The sequence below is a fragment of the Eximiradius proteiniborus genome (assembly GCF_058546985.1).
In genome coordinates this window covers 615,805-637,320 of record NZ_CM178592.1, presented here as the reverse complement: position 1 = coordinate 637,320, position 21,516 = coordinate 615,805, and the positions used below count along the sequence as shown (strand labels likewise).

Annotated in this window: 20 protein-coding genes; 6 read left to right on the top strand and 14 right to left on the bottom strand. The window is 31.6% G+C overall.

Going from position 1 to position 21,516, the window contains the following annotated elements:
- Window positions 1-134 precede the first annotated feature (134 nt).
- The gene (locus ACY2LT_RS02680) at window positions 135-2,366 is read right to left on the bottom strand and encodes a Tex family protein (protein WP_491816202.1); all 2,232 of its coding nucleotides are present in this window, start codon (window positions 2,364-2,366) and stop codon (window positions 135-137) included.
- Between the two features lie 181 nt (window positions 2,367-2,547).
- Between ACY2LT_RS02680 and ACY2LT_RS02675 the strand changes: the two genes are divergently transcribed.
- Entirely contained in the window at window positions 2,548-4,620 is a 2,073-nt protein-coding gene (locus ACY2LT_RS02675) for a T9SS type A sorting domain-containing protein (RefSeq protein ID WP_491816200.1), read from the top strand.
- 57 nt (window positions 4,621-4,677) lie between these two features.
- Here ACY2LT_RS02675 and ACY2LT_RS02670 read toward each other — a convergent pair whose 3' ends face one another.
- From ACY2LT_RS02670 to ACY2LT_RS02640, 7 genes are all read right to left on the bottom strand, one after another.
- A complete protein-coding gene (locus ACY2LT_RS02670) occupies window positions 4,678-5,499 on the bottom strand; it encodes a thermonuclease family protein (RefSeq protein WP_491816199.1) in 822 nt (273 codons plus the stop codon).
- Between the two features lie 38 nt (window positions 5,500-5,537).
- Window positions 5,538-6,173, bottom strand: a complete 636-nt coding sequence (gene rnhB, locus ACY2LT_RS02665) for a ribonuclease HII (RefSeq protein ID WP_491816198.1) — start codon at window positions 6,171-6,173, stop codon at window positions 5,538-5,540.
- Window positions 6,170-6,907 (bottom strand): GTP cyclohydrolase I, encoded by a 738-nt coding sequence (gene folE, locus ACY2LT_RS02660; protein WP_491816196.1) that lies wholly within the window; start codon window positions 6,905-6,907, stop codon window positions 6,170-6,172. The genes rnhB and folE overlap by 4 nt, the downstream gene beginning before the upstream one ends.
- Window positions 6,907-7,317 (bottom strand): 6-pyruvoyl trahydropterin synthase family protein, encoded by a 411-nt coding sequence (locus tag ACY2LT_RS02655; RefSeq protein ID WP_491816194.1) that lies wholly within the window; start codon window positions 7,315-7,317, stop codon window positions 6,907-6,909. Before ACY2LT_RS02655 ends, folE begins: the two co-directional genes overlap by 1 nt.
- Before the next feature lie 70 nt (window positions 7,318-7,387).
- Window positions 7,388-9,061 (bottom strand): hypothetical protein, encoded by a 1,674-nt coding sequence (locus ACY2LT_RS02650; protein ID WP_491816192.1) that lies wholly within the window; start codon window positions 9,059-9,061, stop codon window positions 7,388-7,390.
- A gap of 105 nt (window positions 9,062-9,166) precedes the next feature.
- Window positions 9,167-9,649: a CPBP family intramembrane glutamic endopeptidase gene (locus ACY2LT_RS02645; RefSeq protein WP_491816191.1), complete on the bottom strand. Its 483-nt coding sequence runs from the start codon at window positions 9,647-9,649 to the stop codon at window positions 9,167-9,169.
- 339 nt (window positions 9,650-9,988) lie between these two features.
- Window positions 9,989-10,270, bottom strand: a complete 282-nt coding sequence (locus ACY2LT_RS02640) for a hypothetical protein (protein ID WP_491816190.1) — start codon at window positions 10,268-10,270, stop codon at window positions 9,989-9,991.
- Window positions 10,271-10,357: 87 nt separating this feature from the next.
- Here ACY2LT_RS02640 and ACY2LT_RS02635 point away from each other — a divergent pair, with 87 nt between their 5' ends.
- Both ACY2LT_RS02635 and ACY2LT_RS02630 read left to right on the top strand, forming a co-directional pair.
- Window positions 10,358-10,834, top strand: coding sequence for a hypothetical protein (locus ACY2LT_RS02635; protein WP_491816189.1), 477 nt, complete (start codon window positions 10,358-10,360; stop codon window positions 10,832-10,834).
- A complete protein-coding gene (locus tag ACY2LT_RS02630; RefSeq protein WP_491816187.1) occupies window positions 10,834-11,430 on the top strand; it encodes a hypothetical protein in 597 nt (198 codons plus the stop codon). The genes ACY2LT_RS02635 and ACY2LT_RS02630 overlap by 1 nt, the downstream gene beginning before the upstream one ends.
- Here ACY2LT_RS02630 and rnr read toward each other — a convergent pair.
- Genes rnr through ACY2LT_RS02600 form a run of 6 tightly spaced genes read right to left on the bottom strand, consistent with a single transcriptional unit; the run spans window position 11,427 to window position 18,580 of the window.
- Entirely contained in the window at window positions 11,427-13,553 is a 2,127-nt protein-coding gene (gene rnr / locus ACY2LT_RS02625; RefSeq protein ID WP_491816185.1) for a ribonuclease R, read from the bottom strand. The genes ACY2LT_RS02630 and rnr overlap by 4 nt on opposite strands.
- Window positions 13,554-13,563: 10 nt before the next feature.
- Entirely contained in the window at window positions 13,564-15,600 is a 2,037-nt protein-coding gene (locus tag ACY2LT_RS02620; protein ID WP_491816183.1) for an OmpA family protein, read from the bottom strand.
- 34 nt (window positions 15,601-15,634) lie between these two features.
- The gene (locus tag ACY2LT_RS02615) at window positions 15,635-16,372 is read right to left on the bottom strand and encodes an SDR family oxidoreductase (protein ID WP_491816181.1); all 738 of its coding nucleotides are present in this window, start codon (window positions 16,370-16,372) and stop codon (window positions 15,635-15,637) included.
- Window positions 16,373-16,387: 15 nt separating this feature from the next.
- Entirely contained in the window at window positions 16,388-16,960 is a 573-nt protein-coding gene (locus ACY2LT_RS02610; protein ID WP_491816180.1) for a deoxycytidylate deaminase, read from the bottom strand.
- Complete coding sequence (locus ACY2LT_RS02605; RefSeq protein WP_491816178.1) at window positions 16,948-17,487, bottom strand: cob(I)yrinic acid a,c-diamide adenosyltransferase; 540 nt, start codon at window positions 17,485-17,487, stop codon at window positions 16,948-16,950. Before ACY2LT_RS02605 ends, ACY2LT_RS02610 begins: the two co-directional genes overlap by 13 nt.
- Window positions 17,488-17,491: 4 nt before the next feature.
- Window positions 17,492-18,580, bottom strand: coding sequence for a mannose-1-phosphate guanylyltransferase (locus ACY2LT_RS02600; protein WP_491816177.1), 1,089 nt, complete (start codon window positions 18,578-18,580; stop codon window positions 17,492-17,494).
- Window positions 18,581-18,713: 133 nt separating this feature from the next.
- Between ACY2LT_RS02600 and ACY2LT_RS02595 the strand changes: the two genes are divergently transcribed.
- The 3 genes from ACY2LT_RS02595 to ACY2LT_RS02585 are packed head-to-tail and all read left to right on the top strand — an operon-like array spanning window position 18,714 to window position 21,473.
- On the top strand, window positions 18,714-19,490 hold the full coding sequence (locus tag ACY2LT_RS02595; RefSeq protein WP_491816175.1) for an MlaE family ABC transporter permease: 777 nt from the start codon (window positions 18,714-18,716) through the stop codon (window positions 19,488-19,490).
- Window positions 19,490-21,139, top strand: a complete 1,650-nt coding sequence (locus tag ACY2LT_RS02590) for an NFACT RNA binding domain-containing protein (RefSeq protein WP_491816174.1) — start codon at window positions 19,490-19,492, stop codon at window positions 21,137-21,139. The genes ACY2LT_RS02595 and ACY2LT_RS02590 overlap by 1 nt, the downstream gene beginning before the upstream one ends.
- The gene (locus tag ACY2LT_RS02585) at window positions 21,132-21,473 is read left to right on the top strand and encodes a DMT family protein (protein ID WP_491816172.1); all 342 of its coding nucleotides are present in this window, start codon (window positions 21,132-21,134) and stop codon (window positions 21,471-21,473) included. Before ACY2LT_RS02590 ends, ACY2LT_RS02585 begins: the two co-directional genes overlap by 8 nt.
- Window positions 21,474-21,516 lie beyond the last annotated feature (43 nt).

The following is a 21,516-nucleotide window of genomic DNA, read 5'->3' as shown; positions in this document are numbered from 1 at the left end:
ATAATAATTATTTACTCAATAATTAAATAAAAGTTTCAAGTTTACAATGATACAATTATGAATTGTAAAACGATATTATAAAGTAAAAATTATGTTTTCTCTTAATATTCAATAATTTTATTAATTCCCGTCACTTAATTAGAGAACTTTGAACGTAAGTCATCTATTGTAAATGAACTTTTGTTTTTCTTAATTCTATTCACTTTATTTTCCATTGCTTGTTTAATAGAAAGACTAATTCGCCGTAGTTTTTCATTAACTTCTAATACTTTCACTTTAACTATTTGCCCAACTTTGATAACTTTTGTTGGGTCATTTACAAAATTATGTGAAATTTCTGAAATATGTACTAATCCATCTTGGTGAACACCTATATCGACAAACGCACCAAAATTAGTAATATTCGTTACAACACCTTCGAGTATCATCCCAACTTTTAAATCTGAGATATCATTGATTCCTTCTTGAAAATTAGCCCAGCGAAATTCATCGCGAGGGTCGCGTCCAGGTTTTTCCAGTTCAGAAATAATATCAAGAAGCGTTGGCAAACCAATAACATCAGTGCAATATTTTTGTAAATCAACACTTTTAAGTATTTTTGGATTTTTTACAATTTCCTCGAGTGATAGGTTTAAATCTTTTGAAAGCTTTTCAACGACATAATAACTTTCAGGATGAACTGCGGTATTATCCAAAATATTTTCAGCGTTACGGATACGTAAGAATCCAGCAGCTTGTTCGAAGGTTTTTTCTCCTAAAAATGGCACATTTAGAAGTTCTTTACGAGAAGTGAATTTACCATTATTATTTCGCCATTCAATAATTTTTTCGGCAACACGTGGAGTTATTCCTGACACATAGTTCAAGAGTTCCTTTGAAGCAGTGTTTAAATCCACACCTACATAGTTTACACAGCTCGAAACAGTTTCTTCAAGTTTCTTTTTGAGCAATTTTTGATCGACATCGTGCTGGTACTGCCCTACACCGATAGATTTAGGATCAATTTTCACAAGTTCTGCAAGCGGATCTTGCAAGCGGCGTCCAATGCTTATTGCTCCACGAACAGTTAAGTCTAATTCAGGAAATTCTTCCTGGGCTACTTTACTTGCAGAATAGACTGATGCACCGGATTCATTAATGATGATTATTATCGGCTTTTCTGAAAGATTAGAAATTGTCTCCCGAACAAATGTCTCAGTTTCCCGGCTTGCAGTTCCATTACCGATAGCAATGAGTTCTATATGATAATCTTGAATGAATGAAATTAATACTTTTTTCGCAGTATTTTTTTCGTATTCGGAATTGAAAGGAAATATCGCTTTATATTCAAGGAACTTACCTGTTTCATCTAAAACTGCCAATTTGCATCCGGTGCGAAAACCCGGATCGATCCCAATTGTTCTTTTTAGTCCTGCAGGAGCAGCCAGTAAAATTTGACGAAGGTTCTTTTCAAAAACTTTTATTGATTCTTCATCCGCATAGACTTTTTTAGCAAGCCGAACCTCTCCTATTATTGAATTTTTGATTAACCGTGCGAAACTATCTTTTATAGTATTTTCAAAGAATTTATATATATTTTCATTTTTATTTAAAATAATTTTATTGTTCAGATAGTTTAAAACACTTGCTTCATCGAATTCTACATCTAATAATATTATTCCTTCTGCTTCTCCACGTCGAAGAGCAAGCATTGTGTGCGGTTGAATATCTTTAATCTTTACTTTAAAGTCGCGATATGTTTCAAATTTTGTTGAACCCGGTTCAAATTCATCTTTTATTTGTGATATAAAATATCCGTTTTCAATGATAAAATTTCTTATCCAGGAGCGGTATTCTGCAATTTCGGAAATTTCTTCTGCAATAATGTCGGAAGCCCCAGATAATGCTTCTTTTGCAGTAGAAACACCTTTTTCTGAATTGATATATTGTTCAGCTAATTTAAGCAAATCTAAATCATCTGAATTAACCGTATTAAACTGTTTAATAATTTGGGCTAATGGTTCAAGTCCTTTTTCCTTTGCAATAGTTGCTCGAGTGCGTTTTTTAGGTTTAAACGGAAGATACAAATCTTCAAGTTCTGTTTTAGAAAGGCAATTATCGATTTTATTTTTAAGTTCATCAGTAAGTTTTCCTTGTTCAGAAATTGTATGAAGAACTGTTTTTTTACGCTCTTCAAGTTCAATAAGATATTCAAACCTATCGAAAATTTCTCTAAGGATAACTTCATCAAGATTACCTGTTCTTTCTTTTCGATATCTGGCAATAAAATGAAGTGTAGCCCCTTCATTATGTAGATTTAATGTATTGTCAATTTGCCATTGTTGAAGGTTAAATTCTTCAGCTAATAATTTTCTAATGTCCAACATTTCACCTCTATAGTAAAAAAACAAAAGGCAAAAATAAAAAATATCGTTGAGTGTAACTAATTTGAAATTTGTATTGTCATAAATTATGTTTTTTGTAGAAGAGTAAAATATTTGTATTTTTGTTAAATTTTTGTTAAAAAACTGTTGTTTGTCTATTTTTTCACATTTTTGGAGATTTGTAATGAAACATTTATTCAAAACTTTACTGGTATTAGCATTATTACCAGCCATTGCATTTTCAAAGCCATTTGAGCTAAAGCAGGTTGATGCAAATGCTTTAATGGATTCTTACAAAAAAGTACCTTATTTATTTAAACAGGATGTACCAGGTATTATTAAAGCAACTCCAGTAAATAAGCAGGGTTCGATTTACAAAGCATTCAAGAATTCTCAAGGAAATACTTTGTATGGGAGCTGGATGTTCCAGGAAGAAACCGAACCAATAGCTTATGAACCAATATCCAATTCTTATGTATTAATTGGTAGAGACATTATTGCAACTGAAGAAAATCAACCTTTTCATCTTCAAAGCGGTGTGTTGTATCTAATTAGTTCACAAGATAATGGGAATACATGGAGTACTCCACAAGTAATATACCAACAACCAAGTCATTTCGATGTAATGCCAACAGTATCTGTTTTTAATCCAAGTGGAGTATCCAACCCAAGAGATTTACATTACTTTATCTATAGCCGTGTTGCAAAAGCTGAAGATGGGCAAACATCTGCTCCATTTTATGGTGGTCACTTTGTATTTGTTACTCCAGATTTTACAGACGCAATTGCACTGAAAGGACCAGTGGACAACAATCCTGCTTCCCGTCAAAAATGGTTTAAAACTACTGCTGCAACATATACAAAAAGTGGTACAAACTACAGTGTATTAGCAGGACAATTATTGCCTGAAGACGGTTATCCAGGTGGTAACTACGGGCGCGCAACTGTAAATATGACTGAGTATGATATTACTTCTTCGATACCTCAACAATGGGGAATTGATAAATTCAGACAAGCTTCTAATCCATCATCTGGCTCACATTACAATAACACTATTTACATTGATGCTGATGATGAAGGTACTCTTTATGCTTGTGTTGCAAATATGTTTATTGATATGCCAGAAAAAAGAAGAGTAGGATTTTCAATCTCTACAAATAACGGAGAAACCTGGTCAGATTTTGAAAAAATGCCTATTAGTGTATTAAATGACTATATCACTTCTCAAGGAGCAAATAGTGATAGTGCATTTATTTATCCTTACGAAGCAAATGGTTTTGTTGTATATGGGAAAAATAAATTTAGTTATTTCACTCGCTTATATATAATAAAGGATGGAGATGCTATCAGTCATATAGTTGAAATTAAATTTGATAATGGTGTTTGGTCAGTCAATAAAATTCATCAACTTCTCAATCCACCTTATGCATACGGTCGTATGTGGGCAATAAATACTCAAAAAACATCTGAAACAGGTGAAGAAGAAATACCTTTCATCTATGATAGAAAATATGAAATTAGCGCCGGAAAAACATTGGATGGATATGTATTTTGCAAGTTCCTCGACCATAGAAATGAACTTATCACTTTCCCAACTACACAAATTGCTTTCCGCCAGGCAACTGATAATGACCCATACAATTATTCAATGATTACTTGGGATACATTGCCAACTAACGATGTGTTTGTAGCTTATCGCCAGATTGCTTCATCACAGTGGAGAGTGTCCAATGTTACAAACGATTCACGCTACAACAGAAATACAATTGTTCCAAAACTTGTTAAAAGTATTAATGCAATTCCAATATTACATTTGAGAACTGATGAACAAATTGTTAAAAGAGTTAGTTCTACAACACAACAACCTGTTTATCCAGAATACTATGACTACCCATCATTCTTGATTGAGCTTATAGATGAAATTGGTATGCCTGCTGCTCTTGAAGTTGCTGTTGTTGACGCTGTTAATCCGAACTCAGTCGTTGATGTTAAAGAAAACAACAATAATTTGTTAGTGTATCCAAACCCTGCTTCTGCTCTTACAAATGTTAACTTTACAATTGAAAAAGCAGGCAATGCTACAATCAAATTAAGCAATGCATTAGGACAGACACTTGAAGTATTAGCAAACGGCTACTATAATGCAGGTAACTTCAACGTAAGTTTGGATGCTTCGAAATACCCAATGGGTTCATACTATGTTACTTTAACAGTTGATGGACGTTCAGTAACAAAAGTGATGAATATTATCAAATAATTATAATATCTTCTGAATGATGAAGGGGCTTGAAGTAATTTTCAGCCCCTTTTTTTATTAGTTTGCATTAAACCCATTAGCAATAATAAGAGAATCGTAGCTCATACCATTTATTTTTACAAATCGAAGGAATCTATTATAAACATCATAGTTAGGAGCTTGGGTTGAGCGAATCAATAAAACTTCTTTTCCTTTTAAATTTTTTATAGCAAATTCTTTTGCTGCCAAGCCAAGGGCAAGAGCCGAATCAACTGAAATTTTATTTCGTCTTGCCTGTTCTTTCAATCTATCATTAATTTGTGTTTCATAACAATCAATATTTAAGACACGAACCTTATGAAGAACTCCTTCATATTTATAATCAAATGTATCACCATCATACACCCAATTTACAATTGCATAGAATTCTTTGTCATCCGGTGAAGGTCGTCGGGGAGCATTCAATTTCTTTGCTATGATTATGGAATCATATCTTAATCCATTAATAATAACATGCCTGAGCAATTCACCTGTTGGAAGACTATTTGATAGCAGTGAATCGCGTCTAATAATTATTTTCTTTTTTAACAATAATTCCTTTGCAAATTCTACTGCGTTACGAGCAATCGAAAGAGCTGAATCTACAGAAATCCCTGCAATATTTGCTTGATTTGTTAGTATTTCATTCCTTTCTAACTCGTAACAATTCAAATCAACAACAACAATTGCATATTTTTTGTTGTTTATTGTCGCTATAAACTTATTTGCATTAATAACTGAATCAACTGTTACCTCTAACTCGTGCTCATTTGGAATATAATTATTTGGTGATGAGTTTGAACTATTATCATCGCAAGAAAAAAACAATAGCAACGATAATAACAAAAATAACTTTTTCATAAGGTTTGTCTCAAAAAGTATAACATCAAAATAATTAATTAAAATAATGAATAATTATCTATTTTGAAATTTAAATCAAATTTTTTCAGAAATGAAATACGGTGATAAGGTGAAATGCCGTGCTTTTTTATAGCTTCAATATGTTTTCTCACACCATATCCTTTATTTTTATTGAATTCATATTCTGGATATTTGGGGTGACAAACTTCGGACATATATTTATCGCGAGTTACTTTTGCAATAATTGAAGCAGCAGAAATAGAAATACATTTTTCATCACCTTTGATAATAGTAGAATGTTCAATATTCGAACCACTAAAGTAATTGCCGTCAATCAATAAAAATTCAGGTTTAATTTTCAAACCTTCTATCGCTTTGTTCATAGCACACATAGTAGATTTAAGTATATTTATTTTGTCAATTGTTTGATTGTCTATAAAGGCAACTGAATAGGCAAGTGCAATTTCTGTAATTAGATTGAATAAATACTCTCTTTTCTTAGATGTGAGCTTTTTAGAATCGTCAATTCCGGAATCTTTCAAAAATGCGTTTTTAGGAAGAATTACGGCAGCGGCAACGACTGGTCCAGCAATCGAACCCCTCCCGACTTCGTCAACACCGGCGACAAATTGATATTTTGATTGATAATATTCTTCAATATTATCAATAATCATAACTGTATCAGATTAACAAATTCATTTCTTAAGCTTTGTTCTTCCATTAAAAGTCCTCTCATTACTGAGGTTGTCATAATAGACTGTTCTTCTGAGCCACGAACACCACGAGCAATCATACAGTAATGCCGAGCTTTGATTACAACTCCAAGAGCCTGTGGTTTAAGCAACTCTTCAAAATAATCTGCAATTTGTTCACCTAATTCTTCCTGAATTTGTGGACGCCGAGCAAACCAATTTACAATCCTTGAAATTTTTGAAAGACCAATTACATAATCGCCAGGGATATATGCAACAGTACAAGTTCCAGAAATAGGCAACCAGTGATGCGAACAAATTGACATTATTTCAATTCCTTGGCTTATTACAAGGTTGTTTACTTTTTTCCGGTTAGGAAATACTGTAAGTGCAGGTGGTTTGGAAAAACGCCCAACAAGTAGTTCATTAACTAACATTTTGGCAATACGACGAGGTGTATCTGTTGCATTTGGGTCGCTTCTGGAAATTCTTAAAATATCAAGCACTTCTTTAAACTTTTGTTCAAGCTGCACAATCATCATCTTACGTTCATCATCAGAAATTGGATTATTGCCATTGGCATCAAAAAGTTCGTAACCGAATTCATTATATTTATTGTAAATTTCCAAATCCTCATTTTCCTGAATTGATTTTTGAATTTCAACTTCAGGTTTAATAATATGATTATCTTGTTTAGGAATTATACTCTTACTCATTATTTTTCTCCGTAATATTCGACAAAACTTGTGTCCGTTTCAAATAATTTAATTCGAAAAAGTTTTGCATTACCAAATTTCCCATCAAGTAGTTCCCAAAATTTAAATGCTAAATTTTCTACGGTTGGAATTACTCCCTTTAAAAAATCTACATCTTCATTTAAATTTTTATGATCTACCTTATCAATGATTTCACGATGAATTATTTCTTTAAGTTTTTTTAAATCATATAAATATCCAATTTTAGGATCAGGGTTACCGCACAGAGTAACTTCGAGCGTATAGTTATGACCATGACCTCGAGGATTATTACATTTATCATAGATTCTGTCGTTTTCCTCGTCAGAAAACTCCGGATTATACAGCCGATGTCCTGCAGAAAATTTAACCTGCTTTGTAATATATACCAACTCGATACCTCCAAAATAATAAACGTCATTACTTATAGTAAGTAATGACGTTTATTAAATAAAATATCGTTTATTGTTGTTGAATTTTTTCTTTTTCTTTTTGAAGTTCTTCTATTCTTGTTCTTGTTTCTGTAATTTTCTGTTCTTTTTCAGAAATACGCTCCTGAATTGATTTAATTTTTTCTTCTTTTTCTGCTTCGCTAAGATCATCAGAATTAATATTTTGAATTGCTTGTTTGTCAGCATTAATTGATTCTTCGAGGCGTTGTATTTTAAGTTCAAGATTACTCAAAGTTTCATTGAGTTTAATAATACGTTCTTGTTTACGTTTTTCGAAATATTCATTTTTCAATTTATCAATAATGGCAAATGCTTTTTGAATTTTTTCAAGTAGTTCAGCTCTTTGTTCGCGTTTTAATTTCATTATTCGAACTTCACTTTGAATACCAATGATATTTTCGCGGAGCAATCTAAAATCACTCGTATTATTTAGATAAACGAAAGCTTCTTCGATTTTGGCAGACAATTTCGAATAATTTTCATTGGCTTCTTTGTCGTAATTTTCTCTATCAGCGTTTTGTTTTTCATTGATAGTTTCAAAAACTCTGCGGATATTACCGAAAAGCTCATCTTTTTGCACTTTTCGTAGAATGGCAGCTTTAATTGCGGCTTGTGCTGCAATTAATGTATCTTTTGCTTCTTTGAAGCTTGTAGTTACATTTTCTGCAAAAGAAATTGCTTCATCAACAATTTTTTTGATTTTTTGATAATTTTCTTCATAATCTGCATCAGACATTTGACGTTCCTGTTGCTGACGCTGGTTAATACCTTCAAAACATTCACGAATGATTTGGTATAATTCTTCTCTTTGGTTTCGTTTAAGTTTCTTATCTTTTATTTCAGCTTGAAGATCGATTAAACTTTGACGAGCTGACTTGAAATGAGTTGCTTTGCTTGCTTTTTCGACAGTAGCTTCAACTTTTGCTTTGAGAATGTGATAGTTTTCGGAACATTCCATTTCGTAGTTTTCGCGTTCTTCACGAATTTTGTTATTAATGTTCTCTATTGCATTGTTCAATGCCGTGAGAATTTCTTCAGCGTGTTCTCTTTTCAGAGACAATTTCCTAAATTCACTCTTGGCATTGATAAGTTTTTCTCTTGCTTCATTGAAATTTTGTGCTTCAGAGGCAAATTTAATTGCTTCATCAACAATTGCTTTTATTTGTTCATAGTTTTTGGTTTGTTCAGCTTGAATTTTTTCAGTTTCATCCTTCTGACGAGCAATCAATATTTCTAATGAAGAATTCAATTTATCTAAAAGGCTATTTTTATTTTCAAGTGATGGTTGATAACTATTGAGAATAGAAATCAAGTCTCTAATTTTATTTCTAACTTCTTTCCAATTCGTGCTATTTTTTGCTTCTTCTGTTACAAGTTCTATGTCGATATTAATTTCAGAAGCAAATTCCTCTTTAGAGAAATTTTCCAAGTTTGCATAAGGCATCAAATAACGACGAAGGTAAATTTTTCCATCAGGTGTGCTTCTTTTTACGGCAGAAAGGTCAGCCGATTTGAACATCATTACTACATTTGAGAGTTCGATAGGTAATTCCGGATTGATGATTAAGAATTCAGCATCAGCTGCTTCGTCAAAATTTTCGAATTTTTTGCCTGTAACAGCACACATTCCTTTTTGACGTTCCCAAATTGTTCGTTTTTGTTCTTGTGTGAGTTCTGCAATCACTGTTGTTTCCTTTAGTAAGTAATACAAAAATAATAATGTTAATACAATTGTAATTAAACACAAGACACTAATTTATTTAATATCAGATAAAATACCAAATATTTTTCAAAATTTAATATTTGTATAATCATAATATCGTTTAAAGTATTTAATTACAATTACAGTAAACAATAAAGAAAAAATAAATAGAAGAATAATTTCGACAGACAATTGATAATATTGATTTGCATCTAAGAATTTGCCAGATATAGATTTAGAAATAATAGTCGTTGTATTTATCAAAAAATGAATTATCATTCCGGGATATATCGAATTTGTATAAAATGCTATTTTGCCAATCACTAACGACATCAGAAAAAGCGGGAATAAATTCAACAGATTAAAATGAAGAAGCGAAAAAATAATCGAAGAATATACTATTCCCAAATGAGCACCAAACTTATTTTCAAATATTTTCTGCAAAAAACCTCGAAATATCAATTCTTCAGAAAATGCAGGGACAACTCCCAATGAAAGTATAGCTATAGCAATATTGTTTTGGGATAATTCTTTTAGTATATAGTCTGTCTTTTTTGAAAATTCTATCATTACATATTTAACCGTTTCAGGCATCAATGATAGTTGAATATTAATTATTGAGTGAGTTAAAATAAATAATGATAAAAAAAGAACAAAAATATATGTGTATGAATGAAAATTTTTCAATGTATTTATTCGGAAAGCGCTTTTGAAATTAAAAGAAAGCAAATGTGATGAAAAGACAACTGGAAACAAAAAAAATGCTAATTGAGAAATAATAATACTTATATAAATATTCAAGTAAAATTGAAAAATTTGCTGAGATAAGGTATAGATTATATAGCTTACAATAAAGCAAGCAAGAGCAAGCCAAAACTTATTTTTCATTATAAAACAAATTATTGAATATTATTTCCCAAGTTGCTTAAATTCTTTATCCAAAGTAGCTTCAATTGTTTTTTGAGCAACAGAACCGAGAAAAGAAAAGACAAAGTCTATTGTGATTAAATTATTCTCTAAAATAATTTTCCCTTTCCCTAATTTACTATTAATAAATAGAGTATCTCCCTCCCAATAGGTGCTTTCAAGAAAAGATGCAAGAGTTGGATTTGGTAATAATTTAGTGGAAATATAGTTTTTCATTTCCAATGCTGAATAATTTGTTTTAAATTGCTTATAAAGCTTTGCCATAAAATACCTATTGGGTAATTAATACAATAAATGTAAATTATAAACGAAAATTAATAAATATAATTTTAATTACTTGTTTGAGTTTTTATGCCAACTTTTAGTATTTCAAGTAATGGTAGGCTGGAAAAAACAGTTGTTTTCTACAATGGCGAACAATTAACCGGACTTAAAGAAATTTATATTAATATAAATGAAGAAGGAAATTTTGAAGCAATTATTCAATATCAAGGAACTGATAAAAAAACATACGTATTTAATATTTTTGAAGATTATTTAATAAACTTAAAAACAACAGAACCTACTCTTACTGATTTAGAATTTGAAAATTTAGTTACTTTAACTATTGAAAGCGATGGCAATTTAGAAAACACATCTGTATTTATTGATGACGAATATCAGGAAGGTGTAGTAAGCTTATATGTGCACATCAAAGGAGCAGACAACAAAGATGGTATAAGAAAATTTTTATCCTCAAAATATTACATACCAGATACTCCTGAATTATATTCAGAAATAATTTTTAGAAACGAAGATGGTTCATTTGATAAGGAGAAAGTATTCTAATGAAAACATATGTTAATATTATAAGATTTTTAGGAATAATTATTATTCTATTTGTTCTTAAAATATTTCTTTTGCCAGATTTTGCTGAAGCAAGAAGAGGCGGTGGAGGTAGAAGCTTTGGAGGTAGTCGTTCTTTCAAACCGCGTACAACTCAAACAGTAAAACCTCAATCTTCTACCTTCCCAAGACAACAGCGCACTTCAAGTTTTGGCGGAACGAGAATTTCTAAAGAGCAAGCAAAAGCCAAATATGGCATACCTAAAAAAGTCGAACAAACAAAAAGAGTTGATGCAAATGGGAATCAAAGAACTTATAATATTCATAATTATGACGGTTATGCAAATGGGTTAATGACTGGTTATCTTATGGGGCATACTTCGTGGCTATGGATGATGCCTTTCCATCCTGCCTTTTATTATAGCAAACCATATTATGTAGAAAATGAAGATGGCAGCATTGATGTTTATCCACCAACTTTTTCTGTTGTGAAATTATTTATTGGAATAGCTATTTTCTCATTTGTATTATGGCTACTTTATAAAGTAGTCTCTTCAAATAGAAAAAGCAGTATATTGCGTAATTCTTCTTTTAATTAATCTGAAACATAAGCAAGGTCAATCATTCTCTTTTCCAGATTAACTTTGATTATTCGAACTCGAACATTTCCTCCGAGTTTATAAATCTTCTTTGTTTTTTTACCAATTAATCTGTAATTGGGTTCATCAAAAACAAAGTAATCTCCGTGCATATCTTTAATATGGAGCAATCCTTCTGCATATAAATCTTTTAATTGGACAAATAATCCGAAAGAAGTAACACCAGTAATTATTCCATCAAACTCTTGACCAACGTATTGAGAAGCAATCAAAGCAAAAGCTATTTTATTAGAGGCTCTCTCAGCTTCCATAGCAAGGCGTTCCTGATCCGATGAAACTTTAGCTACATCACGAGATAAACGATGTAAATAGTCTAATCTATTGCTCTCAGGCTTGCCAATAGCATATTCTTTCAGAAGGCGATGGACAAAAAGATCCGGATATCTTCTAATCGGAGAAGTAAAATGAGTGTAATGTGTAAAACCCAGCCCAAAATGTCCGAAGTTTTGAGCACTATATATTGCTTTGGGCATCGAACGAATCAGGACCTGATTAACTATATTTTTTTCAGGTGTATCTTGAACTTTAATAAGCAACTCATTAATATCTTTTGATGTTATTTTCTTTTTATTAAGTTTATACCCGAAAGAAGAGATAAATTTTAGAACTGTTTTCAGCATTTTGGGATCAGGTTCATCGTGAATTCTGTATAAATATGGCAATGGCTTTCGCATATTAAATTCTTTTTTAATCTTGTCAACGTGAAGGGCTACAATTTGGTTTGCAAGAAGCATAAACTCTTCAACAAGAGATGTTGCAGGTGTCGTTTGTTTAAGTTTTACCTGCTTTGGAAACTTCTTCTCGTCCAAAACAAACTTGTATTCAACAGTATCGAAAAGAATTCCACCATTTTGGTATCGTTTTTCTTTTAAAGTTTGAGCAAGTTTATGAAGTTCAAGAATTAATTCAACATAATCCCCTTTTCCTGTATCTATTATTTGTTGCACTTCATCGTAGGTAAATCTACGGGAACTTCTGATCAAAGTTTCAGAAATATGATAATTTACAACTTCAGCTTCGGGAGTAAGTTCAGCAATAACAGAAAAAGTAAAACGAGGTTCGTTGGGCTTTAAAGAGCAAATTTCATTTGAAAGTTCTTCGGGAAGCATTGGAATAACACGATCTACAAGATAAATACTTGTTGCTCGTTTTCGCGCTTCTATGTCAATGGAACTACTTTCTTTAACATAGTAGCTTACATCTGCAATATGAACACCCAACTGATAGTTGCCATTAGGTAATGATTTCAATGAAAGTGCATCGTCAAAATCTTTTGCATCTTCCGGATCGATTGTAATAATTGTTTCATTTCTAAAATCAAGTCTTTGAGCAGGTTTTCTATTAGAAGGAGATTTTAGTTTTTTTGCTTCGCTTATTACCTCGTGTGGAAATTCGAGAGGCAAATTAAATTCATCAATTACAGCGTCGTATTCTACTGTTGGATCGCCTGCCACACCTAAGATTTTAATTACTTCAGCTTTAGGACTTTTAGTTGGGTCGTCCCAAGTAACAAATTGAGCGGCTACTTTATCACCATCACGGGCACCGTTTAATTTTTTTTGTGGAATTAAGAAATCAACATAGTATGCTGGGTCATCAGGAACAAGAAAATAAAAGTATCCATCGAATTCTATTTTTCCAACAATAAAAGATTCATTCCTTTGCAAAATTTGAATAACTTCTCCACGATGTTTATTCTTTTTCTTGCTTGCTAGCAATCTGACAACAACAGTATCACCTTGAAATGCGGTATTTAATTGGGAACGCTTTATTAATATCTTAGGTATACTTGGAAATCCTGTTTCAATAACACCTTGACCATCAATTATTTGAAGTTTTCCAGTAAATTCAGAGAATTCATCTTGTTTTAATTGATAAGTTCTTTTCTTTCCTTTTTCAATAACTTCTTGTTCTATAAGCAAGTTAATAGCATCTTTAAGTAATTCATAATCTGAGCTATCGCTTTTAATTTGCAATGCTTTAGAAATTTCTAATATTTTAAGAGGCTTAGAGCTACTTTTTAATAACTCGATAATGTTTTGTATTAAAAGATCAAATTTCATTATATCTCCATTATTCAATTACTGGTGTTTCAATATCAATAGTAACAGTTCTGCAGTAGAACCTTCCTTCCGGTAAATTATTATCATAAATCAGTTCGTTTTCCCCTATTCCTATAACCGATGCATTTTTTAGATTTAAATATCTTGCAACAGAATTGGCTCGCAAAGTTGCTATTCTCATATTCACATTTTCTTTTCCAATCCGGTCAGTATAACCTTTTATTTTAACGTTAGAATTAGGTTTAATTCTTGACTTCACAAGATCTAATACTTTTTTGTGTTCATCTCTCAAATTAGAAGAAGCATAATCGAATAATATTAAGCGGTAGTATTCAAATTCGCGGTCGGCACGCTTTTCCAAGCGTTTTCGATCAATAGTAATTTGGTCAATCGGAATAATCTGAGGTTTTGTCTCGTAAGTTTGATTTATTAAATCTTTCATTGATAGCGTATAAGTTAAATTAGTGTATACTCTTTGAAAATATTTGTCTTCGCTATTTATTTGCCAATCTACATAATCTGGGACTGGACCTTCACCTGATAGTTGTTTAATAATCTCATTTCTATGTTTAATTGTTAAAGTCCATTCTTTAATACCAATTGGAGAAAGTGGTTTCAAATAGAAACGCAATTTAGAATTAGAAACCACCCTTAAAGTATCACCAGTGATTACCGGTTCTGATAAAACAGGTGAAGAACTATTTATTTCTACACGTCGGTTTTCATCATCAGCACCTTCTTCGTCGGATAAAGTGGCTTCTTTAGGTAAATTCCTTGAAGTTACAGTAATTCTTTTGGGATCAATATTCCATACATTAACAAAATAATCACGCACTTTCTCAGCTCTTTCAAGAGAGAGTTTTCTATTGTCTTTTTCTTCTGCTTTGTTTGAGTTGGTTCCTACAAGTTCGATGTTAATATCAGGATTATTCTGCAATCTTAAGCCAATAATGTTCAAGACATTATAATAAGTCTGAAGAGCATCAGCATTAATCAATTGATTAAGTGAAAAATTATTGATCTCGTTTCGCTTTAGTTTTAGATATCTATCTGGAATATCACTTGAGTTATGGTCAAAAAAGATATAATTGAGTAAAGGACGCAAACTTAATGATGTGAAATCTTCAATTTTTACTGCAAAGTTCTTTTTTTCATTATTGTTTGTATCTATTTCTACAACATAAACATTAGCTGCGAGTTTTGGTGGTGGTTCCGGCAAACTTGGATTTAATAGTGGCGGAGCTTTCGGTGGTAACGGCGGTGGTGGTGGCGGTGGTGGCTGGATATATTTTAAAGCAACACCTAAATTCAAATTCTGAGATAACCATTCTTTTTCTTTGATTAAAGGCAAAAACCATATACTATAATAAATTTCTGGCATAAATCTCAAAGAACCCTTAGAATTTAGAATAAATTCATAGCCAGTTCCCAAATTAAGCCCGAAATTAAAATTATTACTTTCTTTTAGATTACCATCATTTTTGTTTCTATAACGTAAACCATCATTGAATGTAACCTTATCGGGTGGATCTTTGATTTTTTCAATTTGTTTATAATCGGCTTTTACTATAAATGAAAGATCCGCACCAAGAGTGATAAAAAGTTTTTCTTTCGGCGAATAAATCACACTTGGAACAATAAAAAATCTAGAGAATTCAACATCAATCAAATGTTCTATTTTACCGGGATAAACATTCCCATCAATAATAAAAGTTTCATCTTCAAGGGAACTAAAACTTGAGTAAAAATTATGAAAACCAATCCTTGCACCATAATAGAAATTATCACGAAAGTATTTTTCAAACAACCCACCTATCTGAAATCCATTCCCCGAACCATTTTGATAATTTGGACAACAGCTTGGGACGTTCGGTAGATTTTGAAAATTAGTACTTTGATAATTAAAATTGAAATTATAAAAAACTCCGAATCGCTCCTTGTATTCCATTTCTTTCAAAGCTTTTTCATAATCGTACTCTTCTTCTCCTTTTGCATAAAAATCAGCCAACAAAAAAAGAAAAAATAAAAAAAAGAGAGATTTCTTCATAACGACACCTTAATTACTTAAGGCAATATAATAATTAAAGATTTAATCTTTTAAAAATTGTTTCAGGAATGTGTTTAATCAGGCACATTATTAATCTCCAATACCCCGGAACGTAAATAATATCCTTTTGAGCATTAATGCCCTCAAAAATTATCCGCCCAACGACATCAACTTTTGCAAAAAGAAAATTTTTGGGTAAATGAGCTGTCATTGGAGTATCAACAATTCCAGGTTTGATAGTTATTACTGAAACATTTTTACTTGAGAGACGATTCCGAAGCCCTTGCAAAAATAATGATACCGCACCTTTGGCTGAACCATAAAGATAGTTGCTTTTTCTACCTCTATCGCCTGCCACTGAAGAGATAACAGCCAGAGTGCCACTATGCTTCTCTTCAAAATAATTAGCAACTATTGAACATAGGGAAATAACAGAAGTTGCATTTATATTAAAATGCTCAATTGCATAATCAGTATCGTGTTGAGCTTTTTCTTGGTTAGGTAAAGTTCCATAGGTTACCAGCACAATATCAACCCCACCAAGAGTTTCAACAGCTTTAAGGAAAACTTCTTTGTGAGTATTAAAATCAAGTGCATTGAATTCTATCAATTCAACACGTGTTTTGTAGCGTGCTAATATGTCATTACGCACAGCTTCCAATCGTGTCATTTTTGTATCAAGTAAACATAACTCTGCACCTTCTGCAGCAAAGAGTTTTTCAACTTCTGTAGCTATTGCCGAAGCACCACCAAAAACAATAATTTTTTTCATAATATATTTCAAGAATTATTCAACTTTATCTTTATTTAATGAAATAGCTGCTGGATATAGAATCCCATTCATAAATATTTCAGGAGTAACAATATCGCAAACAATATAGCGAACTTTTACCCCTGCTTCTAAAAACATACTTGCAACCTTTTTATATGATTCCACCCATTTCCCATCGGTATTTTTATCATAGAAATCTTGTCCATTTTGATGTATAATAACCTCAGAAATTCCGGTCTGAATAATTGCACGAGCACAATCAGTACAGGGCGTCCACGGAACATAAATTTTGCAACCTTTAAGAACTGTTCCCCTCCGAGCAGCATTATAAATAGCATTACGCTCTGCGTGTTCAACCCAAAAATATTTTTCACCATCATCACGCGAAACTCTTCTCCCATCTTTATCAATGTTTATGCCACGAGGAAGTGAATTATAGCCAGTTGATACAAGCACATTATCAGAATCTACTATAACAGAACCTACGTGTGTGTGCGGGTCACGACTTCGCATCCCGACGAGATAGCACATTGTTATGTATAATTGATCCCAATCGGGTCTCTTCATATTCAGATTTACGGATTCCATATTACATCTTCCTTATTATTGAGGAAATTAGCAAATCTTGCAGCAACAAACAAGTAATCAGAAAGTCTATTTATGTAAATTAAAACAAATTGACCTATATCTTCTATTTCAGAAAGAGATACTGCTATTCTTTCCAGACGGCGACAAACCGTCCGGGCTTGATGTAAAAATGCTGCAGATCGAATTCCACCCGGTAAAATAAAATTCCTTAATGGAGGCAAAATTTCAGTATATTCATCAATTTTATTCTCAAGCCATTTAATGTGCTGTTCATTAATTCGGTTCACTTTTGATTGAATGCTCATCGGTGTAGCTAAATCACCACCCAACACAAACAAATCATTGTTAATTCTAATCAAATCATTTTTCATTTGCTGAGGAACGTCAAAAGCAATGGCTAATCCAATAATAGAATTCAACTCATCAACAGTACCATAGGTTTCTACACGTAAATTATCTTTTCGAACACGCTGACCATCAAATAGTGATGTAGTTCCATTATCACCAGTTTTAGTATAAATCTTCATATGATTACAAATATTTTTTTAACTGTTTCTTTCGCATAATTTCTATCAGTTCCTGCACCTGCTCAGACTGTCCCCGCTTACAAATGAGTAAAGAATCATCTCCTTCAACAACAATAATATCCTCAATTCCAACTGCACAAATCAAGTTTTTGTTTGAAATAATTAAAGAATTTGAAGAATTTATTGAAATCACTTCACCTTCTATCACATTATTTCTGGCATCTTTTAACGACAATCTATATAATTCATCCCAATTTCCCAGATCAGACCAGCTAAAAGAAGACATCACAACAAGAACCTTGTCAGACTTTTCTAATATCCCGTAATCAATAGAAATAGGATTAAATTTCATATAAATTTTTTCTAATTCTTCACTAAATTTATCTGTATTGAGGTACTCTTTTATTGTATTTAATTGCTCAAAATAATAAGGAAGATATTCGGAATAGGCATCCCGAAAAACATCCATCTTGACAACAACAATACCGCTGTTCCATAGGAAATCACCACTTTCTAAAAAACGTTTCGCTGTTTCTAAATCAGGTTTTTCAGCAAATGTAGTGCAGAATCGCACTCCATTTTCGAACAATTCTCCAAGCGAATTACGGTTTTCATTAAATTGGATATATCCGAACTGTGTTTCGGGTCGAGTTGGAGCAATACCAATTGTAACGATAGAATTTTTTGAATAAGCAGCTTCAACTGCGACATCCAAACTATTAAAAAATTCACCTAAGTTTGAGATTTCCTGGTCGGCAGGGAATGCCAACATAACATCATCATCAGAATATTTTTGAGAAAGAATTGTTGAAACAAGTCCAAGAGCAGGTGCTGTGTTTTTACCAAAGGGTTCAATTATTATATTTTGATTTGGCAAATCTGGGAGTTGCTCTTCAACTAAATATGCAAAAGCTTCATTCACAACAACATAAATATCATCAATCGAAAAATATGCCTCTAAACGCTTAAAGGTATTTTGAATTAACGTTCCATCACCACATAAATGAATAAATTGCTTTGGAAGCTTTTCTTTTGTCCTGGGCCAGAATCTAAGTCCAGAGCCACCTGCCATTATAACAGCAAACTTTTTCATTACAAATATATTAGATTAAAACATAATACAAAACTACAAAAAGAATGATTAATAAAATAACAAAAACAACTAAATTATTGGTGATGTACTATCTTATTCGTAAATTTGGAAATTAACTTAGTAAAATACTGCGATGTTTATTTTTGAAATAATAGGTAGAAAAACCATTCGCTTTTTTAGGGAATTCGGACAAATTATTATTCTTTTTATTTCTACTTTTAGGTATTTCCCAAGAGTAATAAAAGATAAAAAACTTGTTTTGGAACAGATGTCAATAATTGGTGCAGACTCATTGCCTTTAGTCTTACTAATTGGAGCGTTCACAGGTGCAATAGCAGCACTTCAAGCAACAAGCTTATTTGAAAAATTTAACTTTATTAGTATAGCTCGTCCATTTATTGGCTCTTCAATAGCTACAGCCGTTTTTCAAGAACTTACCCCTGTTCTGACTGCTTTAGTTATTGCAGGACGAATTGGTGGTTCGATGGCAGCACAAATAGGTACAATGAAAGTAACTGAGCAAATTGATGCTCTCGAAATGATGGCAATCGATAAAAATAGATATTTAGCTATGCCAAGAGCCGTTGCGATTATATTAATGATGCCCATTTTAGCAATTTTTTCGAATGCTGTTGCATTACTTGGAAGTTTTGTGCTTTCCAGTATTAAGTATAATTTTACAAGCGAAGCATTTTTTGATTCTGTAATAAGATTTTTCAAAATGAAAGAACTTATGTTAGGACTTCTCAAAACAACTGTATTTGGTGGTGTAACTGCACTTATTGGAGTTCATATAGGTTTTAACACAAAAGGTGGTGCAGAAGGTGTCGGCAATAGCACTGTCAGGGCATTTACTTTATCTGCAGCTTCTATATTGATTATTGATGCAATTTTTGGCTACATATTCTAATGCTTAGCAATTATTACACACTCTTCCATCTGAAAAGAGAATTTGAATTATTAGTAGGAATGAAAGTTATCGAAATCTTTTCACAAGAAAAGGATTCGGTTACATTTACTTTTTTTGACGGAAAAAATAAATACTACCTTCATTTCTCTGCTCAAAATAATTTTTCTCATATTTATTTAGATACGAATTTTAATCGTGCTAAAAAAAATTCTATCAATATAATGCAAGAATTATTAGGGGACTATCTACAAAAAATATCGATAGAAAAAAATGATAGAGTAATTAAATTTAGTTTTATCAACTTTACCATATACTTTCATTTATTTTCAGGAAGTTCAGCAAATTTATTTTTATGCGACAAAGAAAATAATATTATTTTCAAACTAAATAAGAAAAATCAGAAAGAAGATAATATTTACACATATAAAAGCAATGAATTAAATAAATTATCTAATACACCTGCCAATGAACAAATTATCAAAGCATTATCAAAATCAGATTTTCTACTAACAAAATATTATGCAGAAGAAATATTAAGTAGATGCAATTTTGACAAAAATTTAAAACTTTGCGAACTAACAAATTATCAATTTGAAACGCTTGAAGAACAGTCAAAAAAATTAGTAATTGAATTGCAAAAGAGTAAAGAATATTACATTATTCAAACAGATGGCGAACCAATATTGTCTTTAATCCCACTCAACAACCATAAGAATATTATTTTTAAGTCAGATAAAATATCTTATTTGATAAAAAAATGTAAACATTTAAAATTAAAGTATATTAACGAAGTAAAACTAAAAAAAATCATCTCTGAAGCATTACAAAAATACTACGAGAAATGCTCTCGAGAACTTGAAGAATATGAAAAAAGAATAGAAAATAGTAATTTAGCCGACACATATAAAGTAATTGGTGATCTGTTAATTTCACAAAATGACTTAAAAATAAAAGGACAAGCAGCTATTAGTTTAGAAAATTTCAACGGAGAAAAACTGTTAGTCAAACTTGACCCAAAACTAACAATACTTGAAAATGCTCAAAAATATTATGAAAAATCAAAAAAAATCATTAAAGAAATCGATTTAACTGTCAATAAAATAAATAAATTAAAGAATTCATTGGAGATTTGCAAACAATTATCAAGTGAATTGAGTATTTCTATTAAATACAATGAATTAAAACTTTTGCATAACAAACTCGTTTTTTACAAAATAATATCACTAAACAATAATCAAACAAAGCAATTAAGTGCTTCTAAATTCAAAAAGTTCAATTTAGGCTTAGGTTTCACCTTATTGGTTGGGAAAAATGCTGAAAATAACGATATTCTTACATTCAAGTTTGCACGACCACACGACTTGTGGTTACATACTAAGGGAGCATCTGGTTCGCATGCAATTATACCTTTAAACAGGAAACAGATTGTGCCTGCAGAAATCATCCATAAAGCAGCTGAAATTACAGCCTATTATTCTTCTTTGAGAAATGCAAATTATGTCCCAGTTTTTTATACAGAAAGAAAATATATCAGAAAACCCAAAGGAGCAAATCCAGGAACGGTTGTTGTTACAAGAGGAAAAACCATCTTCGTTGATCCTAAAATTGATAATATTTTGTCTAACAATAAGTTAATCGAAAATGTATAGAATAATCACAACAATTTCTATGCTTGTTATTTCAAATGTATTTATGACTTATGCTTGGTATGGGCATTTAAAGACATTAAGCAAAGAACACTGGTTTAAAGCAGTAGTTATTAGTTGGAGCATTGCTTTTTTTGAATATTTGATTATGGTTCCCGCAAATAGGATTGGATATGGACAATTAAATATCGCTCAATTAAAAATCATTCAAGAAGTTGTTACCTTGAGCGTTTTTATTCCTTTTTCTTATTATATAATGCAACAACCATTAAAACTTGACTATTTATGGGCGGGAATTTGCTTATTATGTGCTGTATATTTTATATTTAGAGCCTAATGTAACTAAATTCAAAATTATCTGTATTTATTAAACACATATC

Excerpts from the sequence above, each read along its gene's own strand:
- ACY2LT_RS02680 (WP_491816202.1), bottom strand. The coding sequence starts at position 2,366 with ATGTTGGACATTAGAAAATTATTAGCTGAAGAATTTAACCTTCAACAA.
- ACY2LT_RS02675 (WP_491816200.1), top strand. The coding sequence starts at position 2,548 with ATGAAACATTTATTCAAAACTTTACTGGTATTAGCATTATTACCAGCC.
- ACY2LT_RS02670 (WP_491816199.1), bottom strand. The coding sequence starts at position 5,499 with ATGAAAAAGTTATTTTTGTTATTATCGTTGCTATTGTTTTTTTCTTGC.
- rnhB (WP_491816198.1), bottom strand. The coding sequence starts at position 6,173 with ATGATTATTGATAATATTGAAGAATATTATCAATCAAAATATCAATTT.
- folE (WP_491816196.1), bottom strand. The coding sequence starts at position 6,907 with ATGAGTAAGAGTATAATTCCTAAACAAGATAATCATATTATTAAACCT.
- ACY2LT_RS02645 (WP_491816191.1), bottom strand. The coding sequence starts at position 9,649 with ATGATAGAATTTTCAAAAAAGACAGACTATATACTAAAAGAATTATCC.
- ACY2LT_RS02640 (WP_491816190.1), bottom strand. The coding sequence starts at position 10,270 with ATGGCAAAGCTTTATAAGCAATTTAAAACAAATTATTCAGCATTGGAA.
- ACY2LT_RS02635 (WP_491816189.1), top strand. The coding sequence starts at position 10,358 with ATGCCAACTTTTAGTATTTCAAGTAATGGTAGGCTGGAAAAAACAGTT.
- ACY2LT_RS02630 (WP_491816187.1), top strand. The coding sequence starts at position 10,834 with ATGAAAACATATGTTAATATTATAAGATTTTTAGGAATAATTATTATT.
- rnr (WP_491816185.1), bottom strand. The coding sequence starts at position 13,553 with ATGAAATTTGATCTTTTAATACAAAACATTATCGAGTTATTAAAAAGT.
- ACY2LT_RS02620 (WP_491816183.1), bottom strand. The coding sequence starts at position 15,600 with ATGAAGAAATCTCTCTTTTTTTTATTTTTTCTTTTTTTGTTGGCTGAT.
- ACY2LT_RS02615 (WP_491816181.1), bottom strand. The coding sequence starts at position 16,372 with ATGAAAAAAATTATTGTTTTTGGTGGTGCTTCGGCAATAGCTACAGAA.
- ACY2LT_RS02610 (WP_491816180.1), bottom strand. The coding sequence starts at position 16,960 with ATGGAATCCGTAAATCTGAATATGAAGAGACCCGATTGGGATCAATTA.
- ACY2LT_RS02605 (WP_491816178.1), bottom strand. The coding sequence starts at position 17,487 with ATGAAGATTTATACTAAAACTGGTGATAATGGAACTACATCACTATTT.
- ACY2LT_RS02600 (WP_491816177.1), bottom strand. The coding sequence starts at position 18,580 with ATGAAAAAGTTTGCTGTTATAATGGCAGGTGGCTCTGGACTTAGATTC.
- ACY2LT_RS02595 (WP_491816175.1), top strand. The coding sequence starts at position 18,714 with ATGTTTATTTTTGAAATAATAGGTAGAAAAACCATTCGCTTTTTTAGG.
- ACY2LT_RS02590 (WP_491816174.1), top strand. The coding sequence starts at position 19,490 with ATGCTTAGCAATTATTACACACTCTTCCATCTGAAAAGAGAATTTGAA.
- ACY2LT_RS02585 (WP_491816172.1), top strand. The coding sequence starts at position 21,132 with ATGTATAGAATAATCACAACAATTTCTATGCTTGTTATTTCAAATGTA.